General features: G+C 63.8%; 8 protein-coding genes. 2 read left to right on the forward strand and 6 right to left on the reverse strand.

What is annotated here, in order from left to right; translation table 11 throughout:
• Window positions 1–59: 59 nt before the first annotated feature.
• The 4 genes from ACSVIK_RS08955 to ACSVIK_RS08970 form a co-directional block, all read right to left on the reverse strand.
• The gene (locus ACSVIK_RS08955) at window positions 60–1,313 is read right to left on the reverse strand and encodes an HD-GYP domain-containing protein (protein WP_442443991.1); all 1,254 of its coding nucleotides are present in this window, start codon (window positions 1,311–1,313) and stop codon (window positions 60–62) included.
• Window positions 1,314–1,400: 87 nt separating this feature from the next.
• Window positions 1,401–1,598 carry a putative motility protein gene (locus ACSVIK_RS08960; protein WP_442443992.1) on the reverse strand — a complete coding sequence of 66 codons (198 nt, stop codon included), beginning with the start codon at window positions 1,596–1,598 and terminating at the stop codon, window positions 1,401–1,403.
• 10 nt (window positions 1,599–1,608) lie between these two features.
• Entirely contained in the window at window positions 1,609–2,268 is a 660-nt protein-coding gene (gene msrA / locus ACSVIK_RS08965; RefSeq protein WP_442443993.1) for a peptide-methionine (S)-S-oxide reductase MsrA, read from the reverse strand.
• A gap of 51 nt (window positions 2,269–2,319) precedes the next feature.
• A complete protein-coding gene (locus ACSVIK_RS08970; protein WP_442444017.1) occupies window positions 2,320–5,031 on the reverse strand; it encodes a putative bifunctional diguanylate cyclase/phosphodiesterase in 2,712 nt (903 codons plus the stop codon).
• A 165-nt stretch (window positions 5,032–5,196) separates the two neighbouring features.
• On the opposite strand from ACSVIK_RS08970, the gene ACSVIK_RS08975 reads away from it, so the two are divergent.
• Window positions 5,197–5,697 (forward strand): hypothetical protein, encoded by a 501-nt coding sequence (locus tag ACSVIK_RS08975; protein ID WP_442443994.1) that lies wholly within the window; start codon window positions 5,197–5,199, stop codon window positions 5,695–5,697.
• 95 nt (window positions 5,698–5,792) lie between these two features.
• Here ACSVIK_RS08975 and aceF read toward each other — a convergent pair whose 3' ends face one another.
• Window positions 5,793–7,766 (reverse strand): dihydrolipoyllysine-residue acetyltransferase, encoded by a 1,974-nt coding sequence (gene aceF, locus ACSVIK_RS08980; RefSeq protein WP_442443995.1) that lies wholly within the window; start codon window positions 7,764–7,766, stop codon window positions 5,793–5,795.
• Window positions 7,767–7,777: 11 nt separating this feature from the next.
• Window positions 7,778–10,423 (reverse strand): pyruvate dehydrogenase (acetyl-transferring), homodimeric type, encoded by a 2,646-nt coding sequence (gene aceE / locus ACSVIK_RS08985; RefSeq protein ID WP_442443996.1) that lies wholly within the window; start codon window positions 10,421–10,423, stop codon window positions 7,778–7,780.
• Between the two features lie 269 nt (window positions 10,424–10,692).
• On the opposite strand from aceE, the gene glnE reads away from it, so the two are divergent.
• Window positions 10,693–13,635: a bifunctional [glutamate--ammonia ligase]-adenylyl-L-tyrosine phosphorylase/[glutamate--ammonia-ligase] adenylyltransferase gene (gene glnE / locus ACSVIK_RS08990; protein ID WP_442443997.1), complete on the forward strand. Its 2,943-nt coding sequence runs from the start codon at window positions 10,693–10,695 to the stop codon at window positions 13,633–13,635.
• Window positions 13,636–13,679: the final 44 nt, after the last annotated feature.

A 13,679-nucleotide genomic window follows, 5' to 3' on the forward strand; every position in this document is an offset into this window, starting at 1 on the left:
GGATGAAATCCGGGAGCCGTGGCCTCCGATCCCCGGATTGCATCCGGGCTACAAGGGGCTCAACCGCGCTTGTGATTCGGCTCGATGTGGTAGCTCAGGTTGCGCCGTGGGCTGAGGTATTCCAGCACGTCCAGCGGTAGCTGCGAGGGGCGCAGGCTGCGGGCGATGGCCAGTCTGGGCTCCTGGGTGAGATCGACGATCAGCGCTTCCTCCTTGGCCACCTCGGCATCGTAAAGAATCAGCGTCGGTTTCAACGCCTGCGTCGGGTTCACTCCCAGCACCAGGGCATAACGTTCGTCTTCGAGCTGCACCAGGCTGCCGGGCGGGTAGACGCCCATGACCCGGACGAAGGCCTTCAAGGCCACTTCGTCGAAGTGCTCGCGCTGTTGCTTGAACATCAGCGCCAGGGCCTCGTGCGGGCTCAGCGCCTGGCGCGGATCGAGCGGGTTGCACAGGCCGTCGAAATGATTGGTGATGGCCACCAGACGGCTCAGGCGGCCGATGGCGGCTTCGCGCAGGCCGCGTGGATAACCGCTGCCATCGCAGTGTTCGTGGTGCTCGTGGATGATGCGCAGCACCTCGTCATCAAGCATCAGCTTCTGCCCCATGCGCAGGCCGAAGTCGGTGTGCATCTGCAGCAATTGCTGCTCCGGGCGGGTCAGCGGTTCGGGCTTGAGCAGCACCTTGCTCGGCACTTCCAGCTTGCCGATGTCATGCAACAGCGCGCCGAGGCCGAGGCTGTGGCAGGCCTCGCTGTCGAGGCCGAGCTGACGACCGAGCAGCAGGGACAGCACGGTGACGTTGAGGGCATGGAAATAACTGTCCTCGGCGGCCTTGCCAGTGATGCCATGGAGCACCACGCCGGGAGCGCCGAGCAGGGTTTCGACCATCTCGCCGACGATGGCGCCGGCCTGGCGCATGGCATCTTCGGGGCGGCTGCGCAGGGTTTGGTTGAGCGCCTTGATGCGCTGGCTGGCTTCGATGAAGCGTCGATCCACTTCGGCCAGGCGCGTACGCAACTGGCGCAGCTTCTGCGCCCGCACTTGCCGGGCCTGGGTCTCGGGATCGAGCTGCGGTTCTTCGACGGGTGCCGGTGGCGGTTCTTCACCCAGTGGCAGCGGCGGGCAGTCGCTGCGTGCCGGGTCATAGCGCAGTTGCTTGAGCTTGAGGGCGCGCAAGGCACGGATTTGCGCTTCGTCCTTGATCTTGAAGTTGCTGAAGGCGAAGTCATGTTCCCACCAGCTCAGATCCAACTGCACATAGAGGCCGACACAGAGCTGTTCTGGCGTGATGTAGGAAGGGCTGGCGGACATGTTTTGTTTTTACAGACTAATGGCTGTTTGCCGGCATTCTAGTCCGGCGCATGCCAGGCTGCGTAGCCTTTCTTCCGATGAGCAGGCTCAGGCCATCACGTCGATGCTGTTACCCAGGTTGGGTGGGTTGCTCGCCAGGCTGGTCGGCGCCGCCGCCTGCACCAACCCGGTGACGCTGGAAGACTGCAGCTCCAGGGTCTTGCGCAGCAGTAGAAGCGACATCTGCGCGGCGATCTGCGAAGAGGCCTGGCTGGATACCTGGCTGGGGAGGCTGCTCAGTTCCACGGTGCTGCACTCATGCTGGGGTGTCAGGGGGTAGACATACGCCTGTTCCGCCCAGGCCGCAATAGCCATTGGGGTTCTTCGCCAGATATTGCTGGTGGTAGGTCTCGGCGTAGTAGAAGGTCGGTGCTTTGGCGATTTCGGTGGTGATGGCGCCTATACCGGCCTTGTCCAGCTCGCTCTGGAAGCGCGCCTGGCTGGCCAGCGCTGCCTGCAGTTGCGCTTCGTCCTGGCAGTAGATCGCCGAACGGTACTGGGTGCCCCGGTCGTTGCCCTGACGCATGCCCTGGGTGGGGTCATGCGCTTCCCAGAACACCTTGAGCAGCGCCTCGAAACTGGTCTGGCCTGGGTCGAATACCACCAGCACCACTTCGCTGTGCCCGGTGAGGCCGGAGCAGACCTCATCGTAGGTCGGGTTGGGGGTGAAGCCGCCGGCATAGCCGACTGCCGTGCTGAACACGCCGGGTTGTTGCCAGAAGCGTCGCTCGGCACCCCAGAAGCAGCCCAGGCCGAATACCGCCTGCTGCAGGCCGGCCGGGAAGGGCGGCTTGATCGGGTTGCCGTTGACGTGGTGAGTGTCGGCCACCGGCAAGGCTTCGGCGCGGCCGGGCAGCGCTTGCTCGGGTGTCGGCAGGGCGAGCTTGTGGGCGAGAATCTGGGAGCGCAGAACCATGGGGTGTCCTCCTGTGTCGGTCTGGCAATGGACAACGCCTGAGGCGGCGTATTACACGCGCTGCTCTGTCGCAGTCGCTGGCCGACAAGGATAGCGGCGCAGGCTTTCGACCAGTTCGCGGCCAGGAATCGGCTTGTCGAACAGATAGCCCTGGCCGACGTCGCACTTCTGCCGACGCAGGAAGCCGAGCTGGGCGCCGGTTTCGATGCCCTCGGCCACCACCTTGAGCTTGAGATTATGGGCCATGGCGATCACCGCCGAGGTGATTTCCATGTCGTCCTGGTTGTCCGGGATGTCCTTGATGAAGCTGCGATCGATCTTGATCACGTCGATGGGGAATTTCTTCAGGTAGCTGAGCGAGGAATAGCCGGTGCCGAAGTCGTCCATGGCCAGGGTCAGGCCCAGGCTCTTCAGGCGACTGAGCTGGTGGCGGGTATCGTCGGTGGCTTCCAGCAGCAGGCTCTCGGTCAGCTCCAGCTCCAGTAGCCGGGGGTCGAGCTGTTCCTCGTGCAGAATGGCGGCGATTGAGCCGACCAGATCCGGGTCGGAAAACTGCTTGGGTGACAGGTTGATCGCCACCTGCAGGTTGCCCAGACCAATCGCCTTGATCTGCCGGCTCATGCGGCAGGCCTGGCGTACCACCCACTTGCCGATGGGGATGATCAGGCCGGTTTCTTCGGCGACGCTGATGAACTGATCCGGGCGGATCATGCCTTTTTCCGGGTGCTGCCAGCGCAGCAGGGCTTCCATGCCGAGCAACTGACCCGTCTTGAGGCACAGCTTGGGTTGGTAGAAGACCTCCAGCTCGCTCTGGGTCAGGGCTCGGCGCAGGTTGTTCTCGACGAACAGCTTGTAGTTGGCCTCGGCATTGAGCGCCTCGGTGAACAGTTGCACCTGGTGTTTGCCATTGGCCTTGGCCTTGTGCAAAGCGAGGCCGGCATGCTTCATCAGCGTCTGCGGGTCGCCGCCATGAGCCGGCGCGAGCGCCAGGCCCACCGAGCCGGTGATGCTGATCAGCTGGTTGTCGACGAACAGGGGCTTGTCCAGGGTTTGCAGCACCTGGTGGGCGACGGTATGGGCGCTGTCCTGGTCGCAGCCATCGAGGAGAATGGCGAATTCGTTGCTGGCGAAACGGGCCAGTGTGCCTTGCGTACCGAGGCTGTTGCGCAGGCGCCGAGCCAGCGCGGCGAGCAGCTTGTCGCCGGTCTGGTGGCCGAGGCTGTCGTTGATCCGCTTGAAGTTGTCGATGTCCACCAGCAGCAACCCGAGCGATTGCTGCGAGCCGCGAGCGAAGCGCTCTTCCAGGCCGCGAATGAAGGACGGGCGGTTGCCCAGGTTGGTCAGGTTGTCGGTATAGGCCAGGCGCTCGATGCGCTGCTGAGCCAGCTTGGCCTCGGTGATGTCTTCATAGATGCCGATGTAGTGGGTCAGTTCGCCGTCGTCGCCATACACCTTGGAGATCGACAGGTGCCCCCAGTAGGGCTCCTGATTCTTGCGGCGGCTGCGGAACTCGCCCTGCCAGCTATTGTGTTCGGCCAGGCTGGATTCGGCGTTGAACAGCAGGTCACTGATGTTGCTCATGGCCGACAGCTCGGACAGGCGATAACCGCAGACCTCTTCGCTGCTGTACAGGGTAATGGCGGTGAAGCTCGGGTTGACGTACTCCACCCGGCCATCGCGGTCGACCAGCAGGAAGGCGCTGGCGCTCTGTTCCACGGCGCGCTGGAACAGGTGCAGGGCCTGAGTGGCATCGCGCTTCTGCTGATTGACCAGCACCTGAGCGTACTGGTCGGCCAGCTCGCCGGCGAAGGCCACTTCATCGGCCTGCCAGATGCGCTCGGAGCCAGTGTGCTCCAGGCACAGGATGCCGACCACTTCTCCCTCGACACGAATGCTGGCGTCGAGCAGCGAGGTGATGCCGCTGGGCAGCAGGTAGGACGCTTTCAGCTCGTCGGTACGCGGATCTTGCAGGGCGTTGTAGGCATCGATGGCGCGCCCGCTGCGCAGCGCCGCAAGGTACTTGGGAAAGTGACGTGCATCGATCGGCGCGGGTTGCTCGTGCCGGGCCAGATCACTGCGATAGAAGGCAACGGGTTCGAGGTGATGATGATTGAGCCGCCAGATACTGGCTCTGGCCACGCCATACAACTCGCAGGCAGCCTTGGTGATCAGCTCGGCCGCTTCGATCAGGGGGGTGGCGGATACGTAACGCTGCCTGGAAAGACGCACGATCAGGCTTTGTTGCGTGCGTGAGCGAGCCAGGTGTTCGAGGTGCTCGTGCTGCGTACGCTGATAGTGTTCCAGCGTATCGTGCAGGGCCAGGTCGGTCAGTTGCAAGGCCGGAGCCGTGGCAGGAGACAGGCGATCCGGTTCGCCGATGACCTGCAGATAGCCCCGTAACAACTGGCGGTTGCGTTGCTTGAAGGGTTCGCCAATTTCCAGCAGTTCGAGCGGGCCATGCGTGGTATGCAGGGTGTAGCGTACCTGGTAATGATTGTCGCCGAGCAATTGACGCTGAATGTCGTCATGCAGGCTGTAGCGCGCTTCCGGTTCCATCAGGCTGGCGTAGGGCGCATCCACCAGCGCGCAGAGATCCGTGGCACTGACGCCGAAGACCTGCTCACAGGTGGCGTCGAGAAAGAGTAATGACCAACTGGGCTCGTTCAAGCGCTCGAAACGCAACATGCCGAGCCTCGAAGGCACTGGCAACTGCGTCACAACCTCGGCTACTGGGCGGTTGCCAGTATCGGGACGGCTTTTCATCAGGCGGTGGGCTTCCAGTATGCTGAACAGGCGAACAAAGGTTTCCGCATTGGGCATGGCTACTTCAGTAGCACTGACAACACGGATGATGACTTTGACTTGAGCCTACTTCTCTACAGCGTTCGACAAGGGTGCATGATGCAATCGTTACTTACAAGAAGACTCATGGTCTTGATGCTCTGGGGAGCGCTTTTTTCCACTTTTCATGCCTTTGCCGAAGACGATTCCGGCCTTCACGGCGGTGAACGGCAGGTTTACCTCGACAACCTGAAACGTTTGTACCTGACTCAGAACGAGCGTCAGGCGCTGCTGCTGCACAGCAATGCTCTGCTCGACACCTATGCCTTGCGAGCGGCCTATCAGGTTGGCCAGCCGCAACGCCAGGATCTGCTTTACCAGTTGCGCCTCGGTGAGCCGGGCGAGCTGGTGCTACGTGAGGAAATTCGTAGCACCCAGGGTGTTACCCAGAGCGTGCGTAACCGGCGTATCTCGCTGTTCGGTCTCGACCCTTTCATTGCCTATGAATGCCCTGCTGGCGGTATCCGCTGCACCCTGCGCAGCCCGGGGGATGGCCAGCCCTTGCTGAGCATCCTGCGTGACCGTAATGGCGCGGCCGAACTGGCCAAGGCCTTGAGCTTCCTGATTCGCAATCTGCAGAAAGGCTGACGCGCGCCGTTTCACCCAGTCTCCTCCAACGCAGCAAAAAAAACCCCGCCTTAATGGCGGGGTTGAGGATGCGAGCGTGGCGTGCTCGAAAGGGTTTACAGCAGGATGGTGCGGATATCGGCCAGCAACTGCGACAGGCGCAGGGTGAAGCGGGCGGCGGCTGCACCATTGATCACTCGGTGATCGTAGGACAGCGACAGCGGCAGCATCAGGCGCGGCTGGAAGGCCTTGCCGTCCCACACTGGCTGCATGCTCGCCTTGCTCACACCGAGGATCGCCACCTCCGGCGCGTTGACGATCGGCGTGAAACCGGTGCCGCCAATGTGGCCGAGGCTGGAGATGGTGAAGCAGGCACCCTGCATGTCGTCAGCCGAAAGCTTCTTGTTGCGCGCTTTCTCGGCCAGTGCAGCGGCTTCGCCAGCCAACTGCAGCAGGCTCTTCTGATCGACGTTCTTGATCACCGGCACCAGCAGGCCATCCGGGGTGTCCACGGCGAAGCCGATGTGCACGTACTTCTTGCGGATCAGCGCCTTGCCGCTCGGGGCCAGCGAACTGTTGAAGTCCGGCAGCTCCTTGAGCAGGTGCGCGCAGGCCTTGAGCAGCAGCGGCAGCACGGTCAGCTTGACGCCGGCCTTCTCGGCCACGGCCTTCTGTGCCACGCGGAAGGCTTCCAGCTCGGTGATGTCGGCGGACTCGAACTGGGTTACGTGAGGCACATTGAGCCAGCTACGGTGCAGGTTGGCGGCGCCGACCTGCATCAGGCGGGTCATCGGCACTTCTTCGGTTTCACCGAACTTGCTGAAGTCCACGGTCGGAATCGGCGGGATGCCAGCGCCGCCGCTGGCGGCGGCAGCTGCCTGCGGTGCGGCCTTGGCCTTCTGCATCATGGCTTTGACGTGCGCCTGTACGTCTTCCTTGAGGATGCGGCCTTTCGGGCCGGTGCCGGCGATGTCCGTCAGTTCCACGCCAAAATCACGGGCCAGCTGACGCACGGCTGGGCCGGCGTGCACCTTGGCGCCATCGCGCTTGGGCGCGTTGGCCACTTCGGCCGCAGCGGCGGACAGCGAGGCGATGGCGCGCACTTCTGCGGCCACTTCCGGGGCGGCGCCTTCCGGTACGCGGTGCACTTCCTGGCTGGCTTGCGCGGGTGCTGCTGCCGGAGCCGAACCGGCCACCTTGAGCTTGAGGATCAGATCACCGGTACCGATCTCGTCGTCCAGCTTGACCAGCACTTGTTCCACCACGCCGGCAGCCGGCGAGGGGATTTCCATGGAGGCCTTGTCGGATTCCAGGGTCAGCAGGCTCTGGTCGGCTTCGATGCTGTCGCCGGCCTTGACCATGATCTCGATGACCTTGCCCTTGGCGCTGGAGCCGATATCCGGCACGTGCACGTCCTGCACGCTGCTGCCACTGGGCGCGGCAGCCGGTGCCGGGGCTGCCGCGGGAGCGGCTTCGGCCTTGGGTGCTGCGGCTTGGGCCGGAGCCGCAGCGGGTGCGGCCCCTTCGGTTTTCAGCTTGAGGATCAGGTCGCCGGTGCCGATCTCGTCATCCAGCTTGACCAGCAGCTCTTCCACCACACCGGCGGCCGGCGCGGGGATTTCCATGGAGGCCTTGTCGGACTCCAGGGTCAGCAGGCTCTGGTCGGCTTCGATGCGGTCGCCGACCTTGACCATGATCTCGATGACCTTGCCCTTGGCGTCCGAACCGATGTCCGGCACGTGCACATCCTGCACGCTGCTGCTGGTGGCAGCGGCGGCAGGCGCAGCAGCCGGGGCCGCCGCTTTCGGCGCCTCGGCAGGAGCAGCTTCGGCTTTCGGCGCAGGCGCCGCTTCGGCGGCACCTTCGACTTCCAGCACCAGCAGCTCGTCGCCTTCCTTCAGGCGGTCACCGAGCTTGACCTTCAGTTCCTTGATGACGCCGGCCTTGGGCGAGGGCACTTCCATGGAGGCCTTGTCGGACTCCAGGGTGAGGATGCTCTGGTCGGCTTCGACACGGTCGCCGACCTTGACCAGCAGTTCGATTACCTCGCCTTCACCGCCGAGGTCGGGTACGCGAATCAACTCACTCATCGCTACGCTCCTTAGCAGTCCAGGGGGTTGGCTTTATCGGCATCGATGCCGAACTTGGCAATGGCATCGGCCAGTACCTTGGCTTCGATCTCGCCACGGTCGACCAGTGCCTCCAGAGCGGCCAGCACGACCCACTTGCGATCCACCTCGAAGAAGTGGCGCAGTTGCTTGCGGCTGTCGCTGCGGCCGAAGCCGTCGGTGCCCAGCACCTTGTATTCCTTGCTCGGTACCCACTGGCGAATCTGTTCGGCGAACAGCTTCATGTAGTCGGTGGAGGCGATGACCGGGCCCTTGCGACCGTTCAGGCACGCTTCGACGTAGGTCTGCTTGGGCTTCTGGCCCGGGTGCAGGCGGTTGCTGCGCTCCACGGCCAGGCCGTCGCGGCGCAGTTCGTTGAAGCTGGTGACGCTCCACACATCGGCGCCGATGTTGTACTCGTCCCGGAGGATCTTCGCCGCCTCGCGCACTTCGCGCAGGATGGTGCCGCAACCCAGCAGTTGTACGTGGTGCGCGGCTTCTTTCTTGTCCTCTTCGAGCAGGTACATGCCCTTGATGATGCCTTCCTCGGCACCCTTGGGCATGGCCGGCTGCTGGTAGGACTCGTTCATCACGGTGATGTAGTAGAAGACGTCCTGCTGCTCTTCGGTCATCTTCTTCATGCCGTCCTGGATGATCACCGCCAGCTCGTAGCCGTAGGTGGGGTCATAGGTGCGGCAGTTGGGGATGGTCGCGGCCATGATGTGGCTGTGGCCGTCCTCGTGCTGCAGACCTTCACCATTGAGGGTGGTGCGGCCCGAGGTGCCACCGATGAGGAAGCCACGGGTACGGCTGTCGCCAGCGGCCCAGGCCAGGTCACCGATGCGCTGGAAGCCGAACATCGAGTAGAAGATGTAGAACGGCAGCATCGGCTGGTTGTGGCAGGAGTACGAGGTACCGGCGGCGATGAAGGAGCTCATGGCGCCGGCTTCGTTGATGCCTTCCTCGAGGATCTGACCTTTCTTGTCCTCCTTGTAGAACATCACCTGATCCTTATCCACCGGCTCGTAGAGCTGGCCGACCGAGGAGTAGATGCCGAGCTGGCGGAACATGCCTTCCATACCGAAGGTACGGGCTTCGTCCGGGATGATCGGGACGATGCGCTGGCCGATGTCCTTGTCCTTGACCAGTTGCGCGAGGATGCGCACGAAGGCCATGGTGGTGGAGATTTCGCGGTCACCCGAGCCGTCGAGGATGGCCTTGAGGGTATCCAACGGCGGGGTGGGGATGCTGAAGCTCTTCTGCCGGCGCTGCGGTACGAAACCGCCGAGGGCGGCGCGGCGCTCATGCAGGTACTTGTGCTCGGGGCTGCCCGGCTCGGGGCGCACGAACGGCAGGTTTTCCAGGTCTTCGTCCTTGACCGGGATGTCGAAGCGGTCGCGGAACTGACGCAGGCTTTCCACGTCGACCTTCTTGGTGTTGTGCGCGGTGTTCTTCGCTTCACCGGCGCCGGTGCCGTAACCCTTGATGGTCTTGGCCAGGATCACGGTCGGCTGGCCGCTGTGGTTGACCGCCTGGTGGTAGGCCGCATAGACCTTGTACGGGTCGTGGCCGCCGCGGTTGAGCTTCCAGATCTCGTCGTCGGAGAGATCCTTGACCATCTCCTTGAGCTCGGGGCTGTTGAAGAACTTCTCGCGCACGTAGGCGCCGTCCTTGGCCTTGTAGTTCTGGTACTCGCCGTCGACCACCTCGTCCATGCGACGCTGCAGTGCGCCGTCCTTGTCCTTGGCGAACAGCGGATCCCAGAAGCGACCCCAGACCACCTTGTTGACGTTCCACTGGGCGCCACGGAACACGCCTTCGAGCTCCTGGATGATCTTGCCGTTGCCGCGTACCGGGCCGTCGAGGCGCTGCAGGTTGCAGTTGATGACGAAGATCAGGTTGTCCAGCTTCTCGCGGCCGGCCAGGGCGATGGCACCGAGGGACTCCGGCTCGTCGCACTCGCCGTCGCCCATGAAGCACCAGACCTTCTGCTTGCCGGCGGGGATGAAACCGCGCGCTTCCAGGTACTTCATGAAGCGGGCCTGGTAGATGGCCTGGATCGGGCCGAGGCCCATGGATACGGTGGGGAACTGCCAGAAGTCCGGCATCAGCCAGGGGTGCGGGTAGGAAGACAGGCCCTTGCCGTCGACTTCGCGGCGGAAGTTCTGCATCTGGTCTTCGCTCAGGCGGCCTTCCATGAAGGCGCGAGCGTACACACCGGGGCTCGCATGGCCCTGATAGAACACCAGGTCGCCGCCATGTTCTTCGGTCGGGGCCTGGAAGAAGTAGTTGAAGCCGATGTCGTAGAGGGTCGCCGAGGAGGCGAAGCTGGAAATGTGGCCGCCCAGGTCCGGGTCTTCCAGGTTGGTACGCATCACCATGGCCAGGGCGTTCCAGCGTACCAGCGAGCGGATGCGACGCTCCATGAACAGATCACCCGGCATGCGCGCTTCGTGGGTGACCGGGATGCTGTTGCGGTACGGCGTGGTGATCGCGTAGGGCAGTTGCGCACCGCTACGGGTGGCCAGCTCGCCCAGACGGGTCATCAGGTAGTGGGCTCGGTCTTCACCCTCACGGTCGAGGACGGATTCAAGGGCGTCCAGCCATTCCTGGGTTTCGATCGGATCGAGGTCTTGCATGGCTTGCTCCAGGGCGGAAAGGCTTCCAGAATCGGAGGCCAGTGGGTCTCGCTGGCTTTTTGAGCGGGCGAGCTGAATTCTTGGATGTACCGGGGGTAGGACCGGCCGGTGTGTAGTTTTACTACATTTCGACGGCAGATTCAGCCCTCTGGGCACATTTGACCAGTAGTAAAACTACAGTGAGCTGTGCCGTATGCCGCGCACCTCGGGCGGCGCCAGGGTCTTGGAGACCCTGGCCTGCGGTTCGCAGCCCGCAAAAAGGATAGACCATGAGCCTGCCTGCGCTGCTCGATTTGCCTGCCTCTCTCGATCACCTTGGCGACCGCGCCGAGCAGTTTCTCAGTGCTGCGCTGGCCGAGCAGGCTGAGTTGCAGGCGCAGTGGCAGGGCTGGCCTGCGCAACGGCTGGCCAGTTGGCGCCGGGTGGCGACCCTCAGTGATTTCGTCGCCGAGCAGGCAGCGCGCGATCCGCACACCTTCATGGCCCTGGCCAGCTCCGGTGAGCTGGAGCGCTCGCTGGCGCCGGGCGAGTTGCGCGCCCAGTTGGCCGAGCGTCTGGCCGAATGCGCCGACGAAGAGGCGCTGGGGCGCTGCCTGCGGCGTTTTCGCAATCGCCAGCAAGTACGCATCATCTGGCGCGACATCAGCCGTCAGGCCGCGTTGGCGGAAACCTGCCGTGACCTGTCCGATCTGGCCGATGCCTGCATCGACCTGGCCTATCACTGGCTCTATCCACACCACTGCGAGCAGTTCGGTACGCCCACCGGTCGGCGCAGCGGCCAGGCGCAGCACATGGTCATCCTCGGCATGGGCAAGCTGGGGGCGCACGAGCTGAACCTGTCCTCGGACATCGACCTGATCTTCGGCTACCCGGAAGGCGGCGAGACCGAGGGCGTCAAACGCCCGCTGGACAATCAGGAGTTCTTCATCCGCCTGGGGCAGAAGCTGATCAAGGCGCTGGATGCGATCACTGTCGATGGTTTCGTTTTCCGTACCGATATGCGTCTGCGTCCTTATGGTTCCTCCGGCGCGCTGGTGTTCAGTTTCAATGCCCTGGAGCAGTACTACCAGGATCAGGGGCGCGACTGGGAGCGCTACGCCATGATCAAGGCGCGGGTGGTAGGTGGCGATCAGGCCGCTGGTGCCGAATTGCTGGAGATGCTGCGACCCTTCGTTTATCGCCGCTACCTGGATTTTTCCGCCATCGAGGCGCTGCGCGCGATGAAGCTGCTGATCCAGCAGGAGGTGCGGCGCAAGGGTATGAGCGAGAACATCAAGCTTGGGGCGGGCGGCATTCGCGAGATCGAATTCATCGCCCAGGCCTTCCAGCTGATCCATGGCGGGCGTGATCTCAGCCTGCAGCAGCGCTCCTTGCTCAAGGTGCTGGCCACGCTGGAAGGGCAGGGTTATCTGCCGCCGGCGGTGGTGGCGGAAATGCGCGAAGGCTACGAATTCCTCCGTTACACCGAGCATGCCCTGCAGGGCATCGGCGACCGGCAGACGCAGATGTTGCCGGCTGACCCTCAGGATCAGGTGCGGGTGGCGGCGATCATGGGCTTCGCCGACTGGGCGAGCTTCCACGAGCGCCTGATGCATTGGCGTGGGCGCATCGAGTGGCATTTCCAACAGGTGATCGCCGACCCCGACGAGGAGGGTGGCGAATCTGGCGAGGCCGCTGTCGGTGCCGAATGGTTGCCGCTCTGGGAAGGCGCGTTGGACGAGGAGGCGGCCATCCAGCAGTTGCAGGAGGCTGGTTTCAGCGAGGCCGTAGCGGCCAATCGGCGCTTGGGCGACCTGCGCAACGGCCCGCAGGTGCGCGCCATGCAGCGTCTCGGGCGTGAGCGTCTGGATGCCTTCATTCCGCGCCTGCTGGCGCAGACCGTCGAGCATGACCAGCCAGATCTGGTGCTCGAGCGTGTGCTGCCGCTGGTGGAGAAGGTGGCGCGGCGCTCGGCCTATCTGGTACTGCTGACGGAGAACCCTGGCGCCCTGGAGAGGCTGATCACCCTGTGCGCCGCCAGCCCCTGGATTGCCGAGCAGATCGCCCGCTACCCGCTGTTGCTCGACGAGCTGCTCAACGAAGGGCGTCTGTATTCGCCGCCGCTGGCGCCGGAACTGGTGGCCGAGTTGCACGATAGATTGATCCGTATTCCCGAGGACGATCTGGAGCAGCAGATGGAGGCGCTGCGCCATTTCAAGCTGGCGCACAGCCTGCGTGTGGCAGCGTCGGAGATCGTCGGCACGTTGCCGCTGATGAAGGTGTCGGACTATCTCACCTGGCTGGCCGAGGCGATTCTCGATCAGGTGCTGGCGCTGGCCTGGCAGCATACTGTGCAGCGCCATGGTCGGCCGCAGCGCGCCGATGGTTCGCCCTGTGACCCGGATTTCATCATCGTCGGCTACGGCAAGGTGGGCGGCCTGGAGTTCGGCCATGGTTCGGATCTGGATCTGGTGTTCATCCATGATGGCGACCCGCAGGCCGAAACCGATGGCGCCAAGCCCATCGATGGCGCGCAGTTCTTTACCCGCCTGGGCCAGCGCATCATCCACCTGCTCACCACCCAGACCACGTCCGGCGCGCTCTACGAAGTGGATATGCGCCTGCGACCTTCGGGCGCGGCCGGCTTGCTGGTCAGCTCGCTCGGTGCCTTCCAGCGCTATCAGGAAAACGAGGCCTGGACCTGGGAGCATCAGGCTCTGGTGCGCGCGCGGGTGCTGGTGGGCTGCCAGCGCCTGGCCGGGGAGTTTGCCCGGGTGCGCGCCGAAGTACTGGGGCGCCAGCGCGACGTGGCGGCCCTGCGCAGCGAAGTCAGCGAGATGCGGGCGAAGATGCGCGACAACCTCGGCACCCGTGCGACCGCTGCCGGCACCGGAGCGAATGCCTTCGATGGCGCGGCCTCCTTCGATCTGAAGCAGGACGCCGGTGGTATCGTCGATATCGAATTTATGGTGCAATACGCGGCCCTGGCCTGGTCGTGGCAATACCCGCAACTGCTCGAATTCACCGACAACATCCGCATCCTGGAAGGCCTGGAGCGGGTCGGCCTGATGACGGCGGAAGATGCCGGCTTGCTGCGCGAGGTCTACAAGGTTTACCGCTCGGCTGCCCATCGCCAGGCGCTGCAGAAGCAGCCCGGGGTGGTGCCGGGCGACCAGTTCCAGGATGAGCGCCGCGCCGTGATGCGTCTGTGGCGCCAGTTGGAACTGAGTTGAACGAGAGGGGCCAAGCCCCGAGCATGACCGAACCGCGAAGCGAA

The organism is Pseudomonas sp. NCHU5216 (assembly GCF_052156495.1).
GTDB lineage: Bacteria > Pseudomonadota > Gammaproteobacteria > Pseudomonadales > Pseudomonadaceae > Aquipseudomonas.

Coding starts and splice junctions, on each gene's coding strand:
- msrA (WP_442443993.1), bottom strand. CDS start 2,268: ATGGTTCTGCGCTCCCAGATTCTCGCCCACAAGCTCGCCCTGCCGACA.
- ACSVIK_RS08975 (WP_442443994.1), top strand. CDS start 5,197: ATGGTCTTGATGCTCTGGGGAGCGCTTTTTTCCACTTTTCATGCCTTT.
- aceE (WP_442443996.1), bottom strand. CDS start 10,423: ATGCAAGACCTCGATCCGATCGAAACCCAGGAATGGCTGGACGCCCTT.
- aceF (WP_442443995.1), bottom strand. CDS start 7,766: ATGAGTGAGTTGATTCGCGTACCCGACCTCGGCGGTGAAGGCGAGGTA.
- ACSVIK_RS08970 (WP_442444017.1), bottom strand. CDS start 5,031: ATGAAAAGCCGTCCCGATACTGGCAACCGCCCAGTAGCCGAGGTTGTG.
- glnE (WP_442443997.1), top strand. CDS start 10,693: ATGAGCCTGCCTGCGCTGCTCGATTTGCCTGCCTCTCTCGATCACCTT.
- ACSVIK_RS08955 (WP_442443991.1), bottom strand. CDS start 1,313: ATGTCCGCCAGCCCTTCCTACATCACGCCAGAACAGCTCTGTGTCGGC.